This is a genomic window from Pseudomonas wuhanensis (assembly GCF_030687395.1).
Taxonomy (GTDB): Bacteria; Pseudomonadota; Gammaproteobacteria; order Pseudomonadales; family Pseudomonadaceae; genus Aquipseudomonas; species Aquipseudomonas wuhanensis.
Map to the genome: position 1 here is coordinate 3,555,892 of NZ_CP117430.1, position 17,429 is coordinate 3,573,320.

Annotated in this window: 18 protein-coding genes; 4 read left to right on the top strand and 14 right to left on the bottom strand. The window is 61.9% G+C overall.

Annotated features, from left to right (window positions below; translation table 11 throughout):
- Positions 1-5: 5 nt before the first annotated feature.
- The 10 genes from PSH88_RS16145 to gspG form a co-directional block, all read right to left on the bottom strand.
- On the bottom strand, positions 6-1,175 hold the full coding sequence (locus tag PSH88_RS16145; RefSeq protein ID WP_305421500.1) for a substrate-binding domain-containing protein: 1,170 nt from the start codon (positions 1,173-1,175) through the stop codon (positions 6-8).
- Positions 1,176-1,329: 154 nt separating this feature from the next.
- Positions 1,330-2,502 carry a substrate-binding domain-containing protein gene (locus tag PSH88_RS16150; protein WP_305421501.1) on the bottom strand — a complete coding sequence of 391 codons (1,173 nt, stop codon included), beginning with the start codon at positions 2,500-2,502 and terminating at the stop codon, positions 1,330-1,332.
- Between the two features lie 628 nt (positions 2,503-3,130).
- Positions 3,131-3,490 (bottom strand): DUF6124 family protein, encoded by a 360-nt coding sequence (locus tag PSH88_RS16155; RefSeq protein ID WP_305421503.1) that lies wholly within the window; start codon positions 3,488-3,490, stop codon positions 3,131-3,133.
- Positions 3,491-3,862: 372 nt separating this feature from the next.
- Positions 3,863-5,074, bottom strand: a complete 1,212-nt coding sequence (gspF, locus tag PSH88_RS16160) for a type II secretion system inner membrane protein GspF (protein ID WP_305421504.1) — start codon at positions 5,072-5,074, stop codon at positions 3,863-3,865.
- Entirely contained in the window at positions 5,074-6,492 is a 1,419-nt protein-coding gene (gene gspE, locus PSH88_RS16165) for a type II secretion system ATPase GspE (RefSeq protein ID WP_305421505.1), read from the bottom strand. The genes gspF and gspE overlap by 1 nt, the downstream gene beginning before the upstream one ends.
- Positions 6,493-6,706: 214 nt before the next feature.
- Positions 6,707-9,091: a type II secretion system secretin GspD gene (gspD, locus tag PSH88_RS16170; RefSeq protein ID WP_305421506.1), complete on the bottom strand. Its 2,385-nt coding sequence runs from the start codon at positions 9,089-9,091 to the stop codon at positions 6,707-6,709.
- Positions 9,088-9,645 carry a type II secretion system protein M gene (locus PSH88_RS16175; RefSeq protein WP_305421507.1) on the bottom strand — a complete coding sequence of 186 codons (558 nt, stop codon included), beginning with the start codon at positions 9,643-9,645 and terminating at the stop codon, positions 9,088-9,090. Before PSH88_RS16175 ends, gspD begins: the two co-directional genes overlap by 4 nt.
- Positions 9,638-10,813 carry a type II secretion system protein GspL gene (gene gspL, locus PSH88_RS16180; protein ID WP_305421508.1) on the bottom strand — a complete coding sequence of 392 codons (1,176 nt, stop codon included), beginning with the start codon at positions 10,811-10,813 and terminating at the stop codon, positions 9,638-9,640. The genes PSH88_RS16175 and gspL overlap by 8 nt, the downstream gene beginning before the upstream one ends.
- Positions 10,810-11,796, bottom strand: a complete 987-nt coding sequence (gene gspK, locus PSH88_RS16185) for a type II secretion system minor pseudopilin GspK (protein WP_305421509.1) — start codon at positions 11,794-11,796, stop codon at positions 10,810-10,812. Before gspK ends, gspL begins: the two co-directional genes overlap by 4 nt.
- Positions 11,797-11,804: 8 nt before the next feature.
- On the bottom strand, positions 11,805-12,263 hold the full coding sequence (gene gspG / locus PSH88_RS16190; RefSeq protein ID WP_007901208.1) for a type II secretion system major pseudopilin GspG: 459 nt from the start codon (positions 12,261-12,263) through the stop codon (positions 11,805-11,807).
- Between the two features lie 147 nt (positions 12,264-12,410).
- On the opposite strand from gspG, the gene gspI reads away from it, so the two are divergent.
- Positions 12,411-12,791 carry a type II secretion system minor pseudopilin GspI gene (gene gspI / locus PSH88_RS16195; protein WP_305427007.1) on the top strand — a complete coding sequence of 127 codons (381 nt, stop codon included), beginning with the start codon at positions 12,411-12,413 and terminating at the stop codon, positions 12,789-12,791.
- Between the two features lie 67 nt (positions 12,792-12,858).
- Here gspI and PSH88_RS16200 read toward each other — a convergent pair whose 3' ends face one another.
- The gene (locus PSH88_RS16200) at positions 12,859-13,290 is read right to left on the bottom strand and encodes a type II secretion system protein N (RefSeq protein WP_305421510.1); all 432 of its coding nucleotides are present in this window, start codon (positions 13,288-13,290) and stop codon (positions 12,859-12,861) included.
- Positions 13,291-13,410: 120 nt separating this feature from the next.
- Here PSH88_RS16200 and gspH point away from each other — a divergent pair, with 120 nt between their 5' ends.
- Both gspH and PSH88_RS16210 read left to right on the top strand, forming a co-directional pair.
- A complete protein-coding gene (gene gspH, locus PSH88_RS16205; RefSeq protein WP_305421511.1) occupies positions 13,411-13,863 on the top strand; it encodes a type II secretion system minor pseudopilin GspH in 453 nt (150 codons plus the stop codon).
- On the top strand, positions 13,860-14,468 hold the full coding sequence (locus PSH88_RS16210) for a type II secretion system protein GspJ (protein WP_305421512.1): 609 nt from the start codon (positions 13,860-13,862) through the stop codon (positions 14,466-14,468). Before gspH ends, PSH88_RS16210 begins: the two co-directional genes overlap by 4 nt.
- A 153-nt stretch (positions 14,469-14,621) precedes the next feature.
- Here PSH88_RS16210 and PSH88_RS16215 read toward each other — a convergent pair whose 3' ends face one another.
- The 3 genes from PSH88_RS16215 to PSH88_RS16225 are packed head-to-tail and all read right to left on the bottom strand — an operon-like array spanning position 14,622 to position 16,814.
- Positions 14,622-15,551 (bottom strand): FecR family protein, encoded by a 930-nt coding sequence (locus tag PSH88_RS16215; RefSeq protein ID WP_305421513.1) that lies wholly within the window; start codon positions 15,549-15,551, stop codon positions 14,622-14,624.
- A gap of 37 nt (positions 15,552-15,588) precedes the next feature.
- Positions 15,589-16,134: an RNA polymerase sigma factor gene (locus PSH88_RS16220; RefSeq protein WP_007901197.1), complete on the bottom strand. Its 546-nt coding sequence runs from the start codon at positions 16,132-16,134 to the stop codon at positions 15,589-15,591.
- On the bottom strand, positions 16,131-16,814 hold the full coding sequence (locus tag PSH88_RS16225; RefSeq protein ID WP_305421514.1) for an STN domain-containing protein: 684 nt from the start codon (positions 16,812-16,814) through the stop codon (positions 16,131-16,133). Before PSH88_RS16225 ends, PSH88_RS16220 begins: the two co-directional genes overlap by 4 nt.
- Positions 16,815-17,005: 191 nt before the next feature.
- Here PSH88_RS16225 and PSH88_RS16230 point away from each other — a divergent pair, with 191 nt between their 5' ends.
- Positions 17,006-17,353: a hypothetical protein gene (locus PSH88_RS16230; RefSeq protein WP_305421515.1), complete on the top strand. Its 348-nt coding sequence runs from the start codon at positions 17,006-17,008 to the stop codon at positions 17,351-17,353.
- The last annotated feature ends 76 nt before the right edge of the window (positions 17,354-17,429 follow it).

Below are 17,429 nucleotides of genomic sequence, written 5' to 3' on the forward strand. Positions count from 1 at the left end.
GTGGTTTACATCGGACGACCGATGCCGTTGCAGACGTTGGGGTTGCCAACGCTTAACGGGTTGGTAGCCGACCAGAAGGTGGTCTGAACCGCCAGTTTCCAAGCGGGTGGCAATGGAACCAAGCGGTTAGCGGTGATAGCGGGGTCATTGCTGACGGGAGGGTGCGGGATGTAATGGCGACGGAGGAAGTCTCTTACTTGCGCGCTCTGGGTGGGGTCGGCATAGCACTGGCTGAAGATCAAGTTAGTGAAACCCAGGATCGGGTAGCCTGTGGTCGGGTACGCCACGACGCTTGGATCGTTGGGGTTGGTGGTTGCCGCAAATATCGGCACCCAGGCGTTTGGGTTGGCACGGTTGGCAACAGCGGGATAGGGAATCGAGGTGATGGCTGCCTTGACGTTCGCTGGTGCTGGAGAAACACCTGCAACTTGAGCCACTTTTGTCGCGTCATCCAAACCGGCCAACGTCGACGCCGCATAGGCGGGACTCATATAGGTGATACGACCTTGACCCGCGTTAACCGCATTCATGACACCTTGGCTACCGTTTGCTGATACCGCACCGGCTGGCAAGCTGCCGCTATAGCTGGAAGCGAAGTTGGTGGTGACGGCGAACGTCCCGGTTTCGGCGCACTTGGCATTCAGGAAACGGGTAAACAGCTCCGTAGTGCCACTGGAACCTTGAGGATAAACAACGGTAATCGCGCCGGTACGGCCTGCACCGGTGATCTGGCTCCAGTCAGTAAGCCGTCCGGAGAAGATGCCGCACAGTTGATTAACGCTCAAATCGACATTAGCAGTCCCTGCTTTATTAAAAGGAATAGCAATCGACGTGGCTGCCGACGGTATCTGGATCAATGGCCCCCAGGTCGCACCGTGAGCGCTGACGTAGGTATTCAGTTCGGTAGCGGTGAGCTTCGAGTCGCTAGCAGCCCAGTGCACATTTTTGCTGGTGTCGCCTGGCACGAACCGGGAGTAGTCGTTGCTCAGGAACGCTGCCTTGCCAGCTCCACTGCCCACACCGATGTAAGGTGCAAAACCGGCGGTCAACACGCCGGGCGTTTGGTAAAGCAGCTGAGGCAAAGTAGCGCCGCCACCATTGACATCTGCCATAGCCAACGGCGCGCATATACCACTGCACAACAATGCTACAGCCTTGGAGAAATGATTGAGCATGACAAGACTCCTGTCTTGGAATGCTGCGCCTGGCCCGAGCAACCCGAGCTGTAAGCGCAGCTGAAGGGTATGAAACGACCACCGTTAACTACAAAGAGATCAGCAACGGCTTGCGCCGTTGCTGATCGGTGTTGCGTGTCGCTCAGATGTGGTGTTACAGCGGACGACCGATGCCGTTGCAGACGTTGGTGTTGCCGATGCTAAGAGCGTTGGTTGCGGTCACGAAGCTGCCACGGATGGCGGACTTCCAGGCCGTTGGGAGCGGTACGAAGCGGTTGGCAGTAATTGCTGCGTCGTTGCTGTTCGCTGCCGTGCCGTTGTAGTGACGGGTGAAGAAGTCGCGCACCTGCGTGGTTTGCGCAGCGTCGGCGTAGCACTGGCTGAAGATCACGTTGGTGAAGCCCAGGATCGGATAGCCGGTGGCTGGGTAAGCCACGACGCTTGGATCGGTCGGGCTGGTGGTGGCGGCGAACACTGGAACCCAGGCGTTGGGGTTGGCGCGGTTGGCAGCGGCAGGCACAGCGACGGCGGCGATGGCTGCCGACACGTTGGCAGGCGCTGGCGAAACACCGGCAACCTTGGCGACTTTGGTGGCGTCGCTCAGGCCAGCCAGAGTAGTGGCCGCGTAGTCCGGGCTCATGTAGGTGATGCGACCTTGAGCAGCGTTCAAGGCCGTCATCACTGCCTGGCTGCCGACCGCGGACACAGCATTGGCCGGCAGGCCACCGCTGTAGCTGGAAGCGAAGTTGGTGGTGACGGCGAAGGTGCCGGTCTCGGCGCATTTGGCGTTCAGGAAACGGGTGAACAACTCGGTAGTACCGCTGCTTTCACCACGATAAACCACGTTGATCGCACCAGTACGGCCCGAACCGGTGATCTGGCTCCAGTCAGTCAGACGACCCGAGAACACGCCGCACAGTTGATTGACGCTCAGATCAACGTTGGCAGTGCCGGTTTTGTTGAACGGAATGGCGACCGAAGTGGCCACCGAAGGCACCTGGATCAATGGACCCCAGGCAGCGCCATGGGCCGATACGTAGTTGCTCAGTTCGGTGGCGCTGAGTTTGGAATCGCTACCGGCCCAATGCACATTCTTGCCGGTGGTGCCGGCCACGAACTTGGTGTAGTCGTTGTTCAGGAAGGCCGCTTTGCCGTTGCCGCTGCCGACACCGATGTAGGCGGCGAAGCCAGTGGTCAGTACGCCAGTGGTCTGGTACAGCGGTTGTGGCAGGGTCGCGCCACCACCGTTGATGTCAGCCATTGCAGCCTGTGCCGAGCACAGGGCAGCGAGGGTCAGGGATACCGCGAGAACGTTGCGCTTAAACATGAAGAATCTCCTTTCGTCGTGTTCGTACGTTGGGTGAGTTGCTCGTGCATGACGCCATGGCGCTCAAGTGCTGTGCCCGGAACCGCGAGGGTTGGACGGCGTATGGGGTGAGGCCATGGGTCAGAAGTTCGCAGCTTCCAGTGACAGATAAAGGAAAAAACCTCGGGAGCCGGAGGTTGATTTTTCGGCAAATTCTCGGGTGTTCGCGGGGGCTTTCAACGGTGTTTGCCGCGAGATTTTCAGCGGTTTGGCCGAAGCTCGGCTGGAGGGCTTGATGGGGCGTTGTACATGACAGAACGGCGAACCCGAGGATGGCTCGGGTGATGGTGCGAGGCTTGAAAATAATTTTGTGTGGGTGAACAAAATCTTGTCGTGTTGTGCCATGACCCATTTACAGAAACCACCATCAGTGCGTTTTCACACAGACTGTTTCGGGCCATGTTTCATTTTGCTCATGCACAGATGCTTTTGTGGCGAGGGAGCTTGCTCCCGCTGGGTTGCGCAGCGACCCCAATCCCGGCGATCGCGGTGTTTCAGACATACCGCATGCCCAGGCTTTGCGACTGCTGCGCAGCCGAGCGGGAGCAAGCTCCCTCGCCACAATAAGTGCTCTCACCCCAGACTTTCGTCAGCCTTGCGGATCGAGGTTATCCAGCACCCGGTTCACCGCCAACTCCCCGAGCATGACCACCGATTGAATCCCCAACATTATGTTGCGATGGGGCATGTCCATTAACCCGGCGAACTCACTGAGCATCATGCTGGCCGATGCCAGGGATTCGCAGGCGTTGACCAGCAGGGTTTCGTTATCGACCTTCGCACCCACGTGGTAAATGGTGCTGGGTTTGCGCGCAGTGTCTTTGGGGGTGGGCGGTTTGAGGTAGTGGTCGAGGGCGCGGTCGGCGGCTTCGTGGAGTCTTTTCGAATCGAGGGATTCGTAGGGGGAAACGTCGTCGGGTGCCGGAGGATTTGGCGTTGGTTTGAACATAGATGAAACTCCTAATTGAAATTAAGGAGCCGTCACCCTCGCTACCAAACGAAAGGTGGTGGCCATACGCGGGTTGGTAGACCGGCAATTAGGACCCGGCGCTCCCGAAGGAGCCCTGCGCATGGCCACCATAAAACTGAGACCTGAAAAGGCCTGCAATGGTGGCGCTATGCGCCTAATTGTCGGGCTACCAAACCCGATCGCTGTTTTTCAGCGACAGGGAAACGATATAGCCCGGGCCACAGGCGCACTAGCCGGCGGATTCTGGCGTAGTCGTAGGCAACGACGCAAGAATGTGTAGCCTGAGAGAGTGTCTGGAGATGTGTGTTAAACGCCTTCGTTTAATTCCCGACCAGAACTCAGCCATGCCTTTCACTGCACCAACTGATTGATCTCGATGATCGGCAACAGCACCGCCATGACGATCACCAGCACCACGCCGCCCATGACCACGATCATCAACGGTTCCAGCAACGCGGTCATGCCCATGGCCCGGCGTTCGATGTCCCGGGACAGGGTTTGCGCGGCGCGCTCGAGCATCGGTGGCAGCGAGCCGGTTTTCTCGCCGCTGGCGATCAGGTGGATCAGCACCGGCGGGAAGACTTTCTCGACCCGCAGCGCAGCGGCCAGGTTAACGCCCTCGCGAACCTTGGCCGTGGCGTCGCTGACGCTCAAGCTCAGGCGGTCGTTGGACAAGGTCTGGCGCGCCGCTTCCAGTGCCCGCAACAACGGCACTCCGGCGCCACCGAGGATCGCCAGGGTCGAGGCAAAACGTGCGGTGTTCAGCCCCAGCACGAAGCGCCCGATCAACGGCAAACGCAGGATTCGACTGTGCCAGCTCAAACGCGCCGCCGGGTTGCGCAAGTACAGGCGCCAGCCCCAGAACCCGCCCGCCATCACGCTGAAACACAACCAGCCCCAGCCGCGAATGAAGTCACTGGCATTGAGCATCGCCAAGGTCAGCCCCGGCAGGTCCTGCCGCGCCTGGGAAAACGCGCTGACCACCTGCGGCACCACGTAACTCAGCAGGAAAATCACGATGGCAATCGACACCAGCCCCACCACACCAGGATAGATAAACGCGGTGAGAATCTTGCCCCGCAGGTTGTTGCGCTCTTCGATGTAATCGGCCAGCCGCTCCATCACCTGGGCCAGGTCACCGGACTCCTCGCCCGCCGCAATCAACGCCCGATAGATCTCTGGGAAATCCCGTGGTCGCGCCGCCAACGCTTCGGCCAGGCGCATGCCGCCGCGAACATCGGCGCGCACCGCGCTCAAGGTCTGGGCGATGTGTTTGCGTTCGGCTTGTTCCACCGTCGCGCTCAACGCGGCTTCCAGCGGTAGGCTCGCACCCAGCAGACTCGCCAGTTGCCGAGTGGCCCAGGCCAGGTCGTTGTCCGAGAGTTTGGCGCTGAACAGTCCGCTGCCACCGCCCGCCGGCGTGTTGCTCTCGACCTGCACCAACAACGCCGTCAAGCCACGGCTGCGCAATACACTGAACGCCGCGCTCTGGCTGTCGGCTTCCAGATGGCCGGCCTCGATCTTGCCGTTGGCATCGGCGGCTTCAAAACGGTAGCGGTTCATCAGGCGTCCCGTGTCACGCGAAGGATTTCTTCCGGCGCGGTGGCACCGCTGCGCACCCAGCGCTCGCCGTCTTCACGCATGCTGAACATCCCGGCCTCGCGGGCGGCGGCTCTCAAGGCCTGCTCGCCGGCACCCTGATGGATCAGCGTGCGGATGTCATCGTCGATGCAGAACAGTTCGTGAATGCCGGTGCGACCGCTGTAGCCGGTGTGGTTGCACGCGGCACAACCGACCGGGCGCCAGGTGCCGGGGGCGGCCGGGTCTTGCTGTTTGCAGTGCTGACACAGCCGTCGCACCAGGCGTTGCGCGAGTACCCCAAGCATCGATGACGCCAGCAGAAACGGTTCGACGCCCATGTCGATCAGCCGGTTGACCGCCGACACCGCGTCGTTGGTGTGCAGGGTTGCCAACACCAAGTGACCGGTGAGCGAGGCCTGCACGGCGATTTGTGCGGTTTCCAGATCGCGGATCTCGCCGATCATGATGATGTCCGGGTCTTGCCGCAGAATCGCCCGCAGCGCCAGGGCGAACGTCATGTCGATCTTGGCGTTGACCTGAATCTGGCTGATGCCCGGCAAGTCGTATTCCACCGGGTCTTCAACGGTGAGGATGTTGCTGGTGCTGGCGTCCAGCCGTGCCAGCGCGGCATACAGGCTGGTGGTTTTGCCGCTGCCGGTGGGGCCGGTGACCAGCACGATGCCGTGGGGTTGGCGAATCAGGTGGTCGAGTTTGGCCAGCACTTGCGGGTCCATGCCCAGGGTTTCCAGTTGCAGGCGCCCGGCCTGTTTGTCCAGCAGGCGCATCACCACCCGTTCGCCATGGCCGGTGGGCACCGTGGACACGCGAATGTCGATCGGCCGCCCGGCCACGCGCAAGGCAATGCGGCCGTCCTGGGGCAGGCGTTTTTCGGCGATGTCGAGTTGCGCCATGATCTTGATCCGCGACACCAATGCACCGTGCAGCGCCTTGCGCGGCGAAACCACATCCCGCAGCGTGCCGTCGACCCGATAGCGCACCACCGAATGGCTTTCATAGGGTTCGATGTGAATATCGCTGGCCTCGTCCCGCGCCGCTTGCGTGAGCAAGGCGTTGATCATGCGGATCACCGGCGCGCCGTCCTGAGTGTCCAGCAGGTCGGTGATTTCCGGGATGTCCTGCATCAGCCGGTCGAGATCGACTTCGTTTTCTGCCGCGCCGACCACCGCCGCCGCGCTGCCGGTGTCGGCATAGGCACTGGCGAGCAAGCCGTCCAGTTCTTCGTCGCGCACCCGCTCCAGCCGTGCCGGGCCGAACTGACGCCGCACTTCGCTGATCGACCAGCCCGGCGTCGACGGACACACCGTCAACACCGCGCCCTCTTCCCCAGTGCGCAGCAGGATCCGTTGGGCCTTGGCCCAGGCGTAGGGCAACGCGCTCATGAACGACCACCCTCTCTCGAAAACACCACAACCTCTGTGACCAGTGAGCGCTTTGTGGCGAGGGAGCTTGCTCCCGCTCGACTGCGCAGCAGCCGCAATCTGGGTGCATGCGGTTTACCAGAAGGTTTGAGGTTGCAGGTTTTGGGGGTGCTTCGCCCCCCAACGGGAGCAAGCTCCCTCGCCACAAAAAACAGTCCATTCATTGCATAGGTGTTCATTGGATGGGCACCGCACGAATCGTCGCCCGTGGCTGCGAACTCGAAACCGGCGCCGACCCCGGCACACCCTGCGCCGCCGTCGGCAATTGCGGTGCCTGCATGTCCGGCATGGCCCAGCTGCGCTCCGGTTGCATCCCGCCCTGGGCGCGGCGCATGAAGTCGTAGCGGTTGAGGGTAATCGCGCGCCCGGCGCCGCTGTCGCGAATGATGTACGGACGCAGGAACACCATCAGGTTGGTCTTGGTGATCGCCCGGCGCTCATTGCGAAACAGCGCCCCGATCCCTGGAATCGTCGACAGCCATGGCACCGCGTCATTGCTTTGGCTGTAGCCGTCCTGCAGCAAGCCACCGAGCACCATGATCTGTCCGTCGTCGAGCAAGATGCTGGTGTCGATCGCGCGCTTGTTGGTGACGATCCCGGCGGCGGAAGCGCTGTTGGACGCGCGCTCGTCGATGCTGCTGACCTCCTGATAGATGTCGAGCTTGACCGTGCCGCCTTCGGAAATCTGTGGCCGCACATTGAGCTTCAACCCGACCTCTTCACGGGTCACGGTCTGGAACGGGTTGTTGCTGGTGCCGCCACCGCCGGTGACGTAGCTGCCGCTGACAAAAGGAATGGTCTGGCCGACAAAAATACTCGCCGCTTCGTTGTCCAGAGTCAGCAGGTTGGGTGTCGACAGCACGTTGGTTCCGCCCTTGCTCTTCAAGGCGCGGGCGAGCACTTTCAGGTCGAGGATCTTGCCGATGCCGGGTATGTCCACCGTGCCGTTGACGTAGCCAAGGTTGAGGCCCGCGGGCAACACGTCGATGCTGGTCTTGGCGTTGGTATTGATCCCCGAACCACCAAGGTTGGCACCACCGATGACGCCGTTGCCGCCCAGATTACCGGTCTGCCATTGCACGCCGAATTCACTGGCATCGTCCTCACCGACTTCGACGATCAGGCTTTCAATCACCACTTGCGCACGACGCTGGTCGAGCATGTCGATGACTTCGCGCAGGTTGCGGTATACCGGTTCCGGTGCGGAAATCAGCAAGGTGTTGGTGGTGCCGTCAGCCTGGATGGTCACGCCGCCCGCACTGAAGGCGACGTTCTGTTCACTCTGCTGACCGCTGCCGGTCTGGCCGCTCGAGCCGCTCGAGCCCTGCCCGTAACCGGTGCCGCCCGTGGTGCTGCTGCCCGACGTAGAGGTTTGCGTGCCGCTGCTGCTCTGGCTGCCGCTCGTCCCGTTCTGGCCGCCGCTGGTGTTGCCGCCCATCGCGCTGAGTACCGAACGCGCGCCATCGCTGCTGCCGCTGTCGCTTTCCCCGGTGAGCAAACCGCGCAGGGCCTGGGCCAGTTTGGCGGCCTGGGCGTTGCGCAGGTACACCACGTGCAGGTTGCTCGGGTTGCTTTGGGCGTTGTCGAGTTTGTAGATCAGGTTGCGAGCCAGCTCGGTGCGTTCCGGGCTGCCGGCACGGATGATGATCGAGTTGGAACGCGGATCGCCAATCACCGAAATCTTCTGCGTCGGGTCGTTGCCCGGCGCCTCCAGCAAGTCCGAGACCATGCCGGCGATGTCCGCTGCAATACCGTTCTGCACCTGCACCACGTCGGTGTCGATGGCGCTTGGGCTGTCGATGCCCTGAATGATCTGCGCCACCCGCGACAGGTTCTCGGCGTAGTCGGTGACGACGATGGTGTTGTTGCCGGGGTAGGCGTTGATCGGGTTGTTCGGCGATACGATCGGGCGCAGCACCGGGATCAGGTTCACCGCGTTTTCGTATTGCAGGCGAAAGGTGCGGGTCAGCATGCCGTTGCCGGCGGGTTTGTCGGCGCTGTAAATCGGCCCGCCGAGCAACTTGGCATCGGCCTCCGGCACCACTTGGGAAACCCCACCGACATCGACCACGCTGAAGCCCTGCATGCGCAAGGTAGCGAGCAGCATGTCGTAGGCCTGATGCGCTGGCACCTGCCCTTCGGAGACCAGCGTCAGGTTGCCTTTGACCCGTGGATCGACCAGAAACTGGCGACCGGTGGACCGCGACAATGCGCGCACCACCGCCGGGATATCGACGTCGACAAAGTTCAGCGTCACCGGTTGATTACCCAATGGATTGCTCGCTGGCGCGCTACCGGCAGGCACTGAATTGCTGCGACCGGGGCTGCTGATTGTGTGTTGCACGCCTGGCGGCTGCTTCAATTGCGCCTGGTTTTTTTGCCGATCCGCCAATGCATCGCCGGTGCGGTTGGTGTCGGCCAACGGGCGTCCCAATTCGCTGTCCACCAGCAACGGCGGCTGTTGCGTCGTCGCGGTGTTGCTGCACGCGCTCAGTGCCAGCAATAAAAACGGCGCGGCGATGCGGCAGTGACGCGCATACAGAGAACCTGACCACTTCATGAAGCTTCCTTAGCGCCAAGCGCCTGATCCATGCGAACGGTTCCGGACAGAGTGCCTGCCGTGTCATTGGGCAAAGGTTCGCCTGCGCGCTGCAAACGAACCTCGACCACCTCAAGGGAAAATTGCCGGGGATTGACCAGCAGCCAGCCGACCACGGCATCGGCCGGGGCCTCGTCGAACGTCAAGCGCCAGGCTTGGGGGGTTGCGGTGTCTGGCACCCGCAATTGGTATTGCCCGGCCAGGCCGCTGGCTTCCAGGCTCTGGCGCAGTGATTGTTCGAGGCCTTGCGCGGTGGGCGCCCGCGCCACCTCACGCAGCAAGACCTCCAGCGCTTCGGCCTGAGAACGCAGCTTCGGCGTTTCGGCCTGCCAGTATTCGATCTTTTTCAGCGGCGGTTGAATCAGCAACAGCCAGGTCAACAAGCCAGCCAGCACCAACGCCATGCCCGCGACCATGCGTTTCTCGCGCAGGGCCAGGCCTTGCCAGAGCACTTGGGTGCGGGCGTTGAAGTGCTGCCAGCGCGCACGGTAAATCCCCAGGGAATATTTACTCATCGTCGGCTCCGCTGGCGGTGTCTGCGTCGCTGGCCGCAGCCTCGGTGGCCGGGCGCAAGGTCCAGCCATCTTCGGTGGCGTTGATCGCAACGCCGGCCTGGGTCAGCGCGGTTTGCCATTGCTTGTCGCTGCCGGTTTTGCGCGCATCGCTCAGCAAACTCAGCTGCAATTCGCCCTGCTCAAACACCAGCTGTTGCACGCTGCCGGCGATGAAAGGCATGCCGCTGCCGGCCTGTAGCACCAGGCTGGCGAAGCGCTGGGTCGGGTCGGTCGCGGCGCCGCTCTGGCGGGCGGCCAATTGCTGACGCGCCTGTTGCAGCGGATTGAGGATCACCGGCAGCTCAGGAAAGGCCTGCTTCACCCGCTGGTTCATGTGCGTCTTGAGTCGTTGGCCTTGCGTCGCTTCGCGAGCCGCGTACAGATTCAGTCCCACGGTCCAGACCGCCACGGCCATCGCACAAAAGGCCGCCGCCCGCCCCCAGCCTGGTTGGCCGGCACGGCGTTGTTGAATCCCGCCGTGCAAGCCCCATCCGGGCAAGGCACCGGTCCAGCGTTGTTCGGCGGGTAAGTGTGTGATCGTCTCCTCCGACAATGCTTCGCCGATCCATTGCACGCGGGCGCCGTTCTCCAGCAACAGATCACTCAATGCCTCCTCCACCGCCGGGTGTACGACCGCGTGCTGAAGGCTGTGACGCACCAACAGATGCCCGTCCCGAACACAGGCCACCGGGCCATCCGCGACAGGCAAACAATACGCACCCGAGTACAAACCGCGCAGGGTCAATCGCGCCATCCGCAGTAGCTGACCGAACTGGCTCAGCCATTCCCGGGACAACCACGCGATGTGCACACGCCCCTGCTCGTCCCGTGGGCTGTGAGCGATGTGCATCTGCTCGCAGGCCCCGAGGATCAACGCCTGCGCCGCGCACTGCACCGCTGCCGTGGTTTTGCTGGCCGGTAAAATCGGCAGGTCGATGCTTGCGAGCAAGCTGTCCTGAGGGTGCAGAAAAAATGCAATCGCCGGGGTTTTCCCGCTCTGGCCCAATTGCAGCAAGGTACTTTGACCCTCGCGGGTCACCTGCCCCTGACGGTCCAGCCAGGCGAATTCCAGCGGGCTGTCGAGGGTCAGATCAGCCAATGGCGGCAAGGCGATGCGCAACTGATTCATACGCCCACCCGTGACCAGATCACCTCGGGCAAGCGGTCTTCGCTGCGGTGTAGCAAGGCATCGAGGCGGACCCGACGCTGATCGCTGCGAGCCTTGCCGCGCAAGCGAAACCAGTCACTGGTGATCCCGACTTTGACGGTCGCCAGCTCCAGATTCGGCATGCGCAGACGGTTGACGAAATCCCCACGATTGATGAACCACTGGCCGCCGTCACGCTCGTTGATCAAGGCCTGGGCGCGCTCGATCGACAGCCCCGGCACATAAGCGGCCAGCACCGGTGCGCTGGCGGTGTTGCCGTTGAGCCAGGTATTGGCCGGGAGAACGGTCAGGTAAGGCGTGATCTTCGCCAGCAGCGCGTCATTGATTCCTTCGACACTGCGCAGATCGTCGAGGCTGCGCAGCATCGGGTGCGTGGGCAATTGAGGTTTGCGCACGGCATTCGGCGAGGTATCGCGGCCGCTGTCAAAACCGCTCTTGGGCGGGGCTTTGTCTGCCAACTCAGGGTTCAACAGGCGTGGATAAGAAGCAATCACCCGCTGGCTGATGCGCTGGCTCAGGGTTCCGTTGACCCCGATCAACTGGCACAGGCGCTGGAAATTCACCAGTTGTTGCTCGTCGATTCGTTCATTGGCGACCAGGTTGCGCAGGTTGAACTTGCCCTGCTCGTCTTCCAGCCGGCCTTCGAACGGCAAGTCACGACCGTCATAACGCGCCATCACCAAGGGCTGCGCCCACGGCTGATCGAGTCGGGTCAACGGGTCACGTCGGCGCGCCTCCCACAACAGCTGTCGGCTGATCTCGATGCCGCCGTGCAGCACCCAGGCGCCCTGCACTCGCAACTGCTCAGCCTCAAGGCTTCGGGTAAACACCGTTTGCCGGGTGAGCATGCCGCCGGCAATCACCGCCACCACCGCCGCGATCAGCAAGGCACTGATGATCGCCATGCCGCGTTGCTTCGCCACTGCCAACGAATAGGCTTTCATGACCGCGCTTACAACTGCCAGGAGCCAATATCGGCATTCACGCCCTCGCCGTCCGGCTGGCCGTCGGCACCGAGGGAGAAGATATCGACTTCACCATTCGCGCCCGGATTCAGATAGTTGTAGGGACGGCCCCACGGGTCATTGGGCAGGCGCTCCAGATACGAACGCCAGTTGCTGTTTTTGGCGTCCGCCGGGCGTTCGACCAGCACTTTCAAGCCCTGGGTCATATTCGGATAGGTGCCATGGTCCAGGCGATACAGCTTTAAGGCTTGCATCAAGCCGCCAATGTCCTGTTTGGCGGCCGTGGCCCGCGCCTGGTCTGGACGGTCCAGCACCTTGGGCACCACCATCGCCGCCAGAATCCCGAGAATCACTACCACCACCATGATCTCGATCAGGGTGAAACCTTGCTGCCCCCGAGGCAGGCGAGGCTGCTGATTCAGCAACTTGAAGCGCGCGATATCCATCCCGACATTCCCTGGCTTGATTCGATTCGACGCGCAGTGTTGCAAGAAGATATGTCAGTGATGTTGAAAATCCTCGGGAGCTTTGGTCGTCAAGCCGTCAAGCCCGGGCGCTACCGTCAAGGGCTGTTCCAACTGCCCGAGCGCCTGATGCGACGCCCTTCCCGAGAAGCCGGTTTTACCTTGATTGAAGTGCTGGTGGCGCTGGCGATCATTGCCGTCGCGATGTCCGCCGCGGTGCGGGTAGCCGGGTTGATGACCCAAAGCAATGGCCTGTTGCGTGACAAATCCATCGCACTGCTGGCGGCCCAGAGTCGTCTGGCCGAGCTGCGCCTGGAGGGCCGTTTACCGCTGGGAGCGAAAGCGATCGAATGTGATCAGGGGCGGTTGTTGTTGCGCTGCGAGCAGGCCATCGGCAATGCACAGAACGAACGCTTGTTGAGGGTCGATCTGCAAGTGTTCGACCGCAGTCGCGAGGCGCCGCCATTGGCCCGACTCGACACCTTGCTCAGTCGGCCAATAACGAAGTAAGCCACAACACGGTCCGTGTAGGAGCTGCCGAAGGCTGCGATCTGCTCCTACAGGGATTGTGGTGGATTTAGGGTTGGGTCAGTACGGGCAGCGAAGGTGAATCGGGCAGTTTGTCGAGCACCAGCCGGGTTTGTTCGGTGCCGCGTTCGATCACCACGGCGTCGCCGTCGATGGCCACGACTTTTACCCCTTGGCTCACGCGCTCACCCACCAGAAAGCTGCGCGGCGGGCCGTCGTTGAGGCTGAGGATGGCCACGGCACCACGGCTGCCCGCCAGCACGCCGCCAACCTTGATATCAACCGGCGCCGGTTGGTTGGAAAACCATTGCAGGGCCGGGTTACTGGAGCGCTCGGCAATCAATTGCGGCGCCGCCTCCGGGGTTCGGGATTCGGCCCGGGTGAGCAGCAGTGACGACCAGGTGACGACGCCGGCCAGGGTCGCCAGCAAGGCAACGGCCTGCACGCACTGCGCCGGGGAAAACCGATCGGTGAACGACATGGGCTGAATCTCCTTTTAGTCCCTGCCCTGAGCCTACCGCTTAATTCTCACGTTTTTATTTCACACACCCATCATCTTTGCCGTGCAGGATAAAAACCGACGCAAAGGAGCGCGCAGTCGATGAATGGCTTCAAACAACAGGGCTTTACCCTGATCGAGTTGATGGTGGTCTTGGTGATCATCGGCATCGCCAGCGCGGCGATCAGCCTGAGCATCAAACCGGACCCGTTGCACTTGCTGCGCAAGGACGCGGAGCGTGTGGCGCAACTGCTCCAGGTGGCGCAAGCCGAAGCCCGGGCCGATGGGCGGCCGATCACTTGGCTGGCCGACGCCAAGGGTTTTCGTTTCAGTCGCCACAATGACCAGGACAAAGGCTTCGATCACTTCAACAACGACCCACAACTGCGCCCTCGCCCTTGGCAGACGCCGGGGATGGAGGTGCGCGTGGAGCCCAGGCAAAAAGTCGTGCTGAACGCAGAATGGATCAACCCGCCCTTGCAGCTGAAGCTGTCGGACGGGCTCAACAGCATCAACGTACAACGCAATGCCGCCGGCCAGGTGAGCGTCCAATGAAAGCCCAACAAGGTTTTACCCTGATCGAAGTGATGGTGGCGATCATGCTGATGGCCGTGGTCAGCCTGATTGCCTGGCGCGGCCTGGACAGCGTCACCCGCGCCGACGCTCATTTGCAGGCCAGCACCGAACAGACCGAAGCCCTGCTGCGGGCGCTGAACCAGCTGGAGCGCGACGTCGCGATGCGCGCCAGCATCGAGCTCTCCGAACCGGCCAAACCCGGGGTAGACGACGAACCGCCCAGCGCCCCGCCCGCGCTGACCGTGCGCAGCACCGATGGCAAAGGCTTTCGTCTGGACGTGATCCGCGTCGCGCCCAACCAGAATGGCGAATTGCAGCGCGTGCGCTGGTGGCTCAAGGGTGACACGCTCTACCGGGCTCAGGCGCCGTCGCGCAGTCAGTATCCGCTGCCGGCTCCCACCGGTGGAGTGGCCATACTCAATGACGTCAGCGAAGCCACGTTGCGGGTGTGGGAGGTGGATAAGGGCTGGAGGAAACTGAGCGGTAACCGGCGGGAGAATCCGCTGGGGATCGAGGTCAGTTTGACGCGGCAGACGCCCCAAGGGGTTGAGCAGTATCGGCAGGTGCTGGGGCCGTTGGAGTGACTCAGGAAGACCGCGTTATCGTTCTTCGCGAGCAAGCCCGCTCCCACAGGGTTATCGGTTAGCCGCAATATTTGCGGACAATACACATCCCCTGTGGGAGCGGGCTTGCTCGCGAAGGCGTCAGTCGCAACACCCATAACCTCAGGCCAACCCCTAGCTGAGCACCACCACCCCACCTGGCAACTCAGTGCATTTGGCCCCATACGCATCGCGGATCAACAGCGCCACTCCCGCCAGTTGATCCAGGTTGAAGCGTGCCTGAACCTTGCGCTTGCCCAATTCGCTGTTGAGCAACAGCAACATCCCGGGGCGGTAACGGTTGATCTCGTCGATCACCGTCGACAGCGTGGCGTCGTTGAACACCAGTACTTGCTGACGCCAGGCAATCACCGCCGAGGTGTCTACCGCTTGCGGCATGCCGACTCGCTGGGCGTCATAGGTCAGTTGCTGGCCTGATTCCAGGCGAATGCTGCGCCCCTGCACATCCACCTGCAACGCGCCGTCCAGACAGGTAACGCATACGCTCTGATCAGTGTTGCGCAGGTTGAACCGCGCCTGGCTCGCACTCAACCACCCTGCTCCCGCCTGAACCTTGAGCGGCGCCTGAGCACGGGTCAGGACTTCGACTTCGCCGCTGACCAGTACGAAATTGGCATTGTCACGACGGTTGATCCGCGTCTGGGTATTGAGTTCCAGGCTCACGCCGTCCGCCAGATCGACCCGCCGCTGTTCGCCGACTTCCGTGATGTAGTCAGCGCCGAGCCCGGAGAAACCGCCCGGCACGGTGCCACGAATCAGCAAAAACGCCGCGGACGCCGCGATGGCGCCGCCAAGAAACGCCCGACGACCCAGGTGTCGCGGTGCCTGCAAACCTTCGGCGGCGGGTTGCAATTGCTGCCACAACAGCTTGCTTTGCTCGAATGCACGGGCGTGTTCGGGGCTTTGTGCGCACCACTGGCGCAAAGCACGAGCATCGGCGACGGTCGCACGGCCCGAGGTCAAAAGGATCAACCAGTCCTGGGCTTCGCTTTGCAGCCGGTCCTGGGGTGTCGCCTCAGGGAATGACATACGGAAGATGTTCAAGCGCGGGGGTACTCACGGATTAATCTGGACTCTTCTATCAAGACGGTTTTCCCGCGCCGGGACCGAACCGCTGAATAACTTTTCTTTCCAGGCGCGCGGCGCAATGGCCCAGGGCGGCTTTGATTTCTTTCTCGACCATCCGTGTCGAAATGCCGAAACGCTGGGAGATTTCCAGGTGCGGCGCCTCTTCCAGACGCGCGGCGATAAAGATCTTGCGCCGCCGCGCCGGCAGCTCGTACAGCGCTTTGAGCAGCGACTGAATTTCCTTCTGTCCGCCCACCACCCGTGCCGGGTCGAGCGCTTCGTCAGACACCTGCAACAGCTCCTCCACCTCACTGCCGGTCAGCAACCGGGCATCCGACTGGCGCCGGTCGGCCGCGATGTTCAGGGCCATGCGATAGAGGTAGGCATTGGGTTGCGCGATGTTCGGCGGGGCTTCCATGCGGTCAACCCGCAGGTAGGTTTCGTGCAGGACGTCGTTGGCCAGGTCCTCCGAACCGAGGCGTCTGCGCAAGCGCACCTTGAAATCGTCATAGGACGTCAGGAACAGCCTGACCATCGAACTTTGCCCGGTGTCTTTCATCCCCCGGAAACTCCTTCCCATTGTGTGCATTCCATGCGTTTTCCTGACGATTCCGGTAGCAAAAGCAGCGTGACCGGCTGGCCAAGAGAGCTAGGCGCCGGGCGTTCTATTCTGAGGTTGCGTAAACTTTCCACCAGCGCCGAGTCGCGCTGAACATCACCTGTGGAGCTGACCAGACGACTGTACTGCACCACACCGTCACGGCCGATCCACAGTTGCAACAACGCCCGAAAACTGCCCGGCCGGGTCAACGGCGAGCGGCACAAACGACGTTCGAGCGCCGTTTGAATCGCCGTCGCATAACTGCCGCCCGCAAGCGGCGCATTGTTTGCGACTGTGCCTGACACCGAGGGCACCTCGGCGACCTGCGCCACCTGCAAGGTGAAGGCATCCGCTCGGGCATACCGCGCCATCAGTCCGCTGCCACTGAGCATCAGGCTCAGCGCATCGGTAGCATTCAAGTGCCCTTTCACGGCGACCGAACGACGACCGCGAGTCAGTTGGCGATCCACGAGCACAGCCATGCCGGTGGAGCGACTGAACCGTTCAAGTGCGCTGGCCAATGCCTGGGCCGGGATGTCCAGTTCCAGCGGTGTGCGCGGATCGACCGGACCTGCGGACACTGCCGATGACATCAACCAAAACAGCAACGCCAGGCAAGCCTGGCGAACATGAGTCATGAAAACCTGGCGCCCGTCCCTGGCTCTGCCTCGCTGCACGGCTGACGTACCCCTGAAAACCGTCATCCTGAGGGCTGTATATGAACCTGATGTGACGGCCGGTGCAAAAAAACCATCACGCGCCGTTAAAGCGCTTTGCTCTAGACTCACGCTCCAGAGCGGCCCCTTTGTGGCCGGCCAGGAGGCCTTCAATGAAACATCTGTCGAACCTAGCAGCGGGCGTGTTGCTGATGACCGGGCTGTCGCTGGCCCAGGCCGAACAACCGCCGAGTTGCGTCGAAGTGACGGTTGGTAGCTACAAGGCGCCAGACTACAACTGCCTCAGCCAGCAGATGGGCAACAACCCCGAGGGGGCTGTCGCTGCGCAGAAAAATCAGCAGTCGATGAACGTGCCTATCAACAAGCGGCCACCCCATCAGTTGGGCCTGGCCACACCGGCCGCCACCAGCACGCGCATGGGCAATACCTTTGGCACATCGGTGAAACCGCAGCGGCCGGCACCGGCGACCGGGACTTCGCCGCTGCTCAATGGCAGGTGATCAGTTATTGCATGGCAATTTCGGTAAGTTAAAAAATTTGAGCGACGAAAATCCTGTGGGAGCGTGGCTTGCCCGC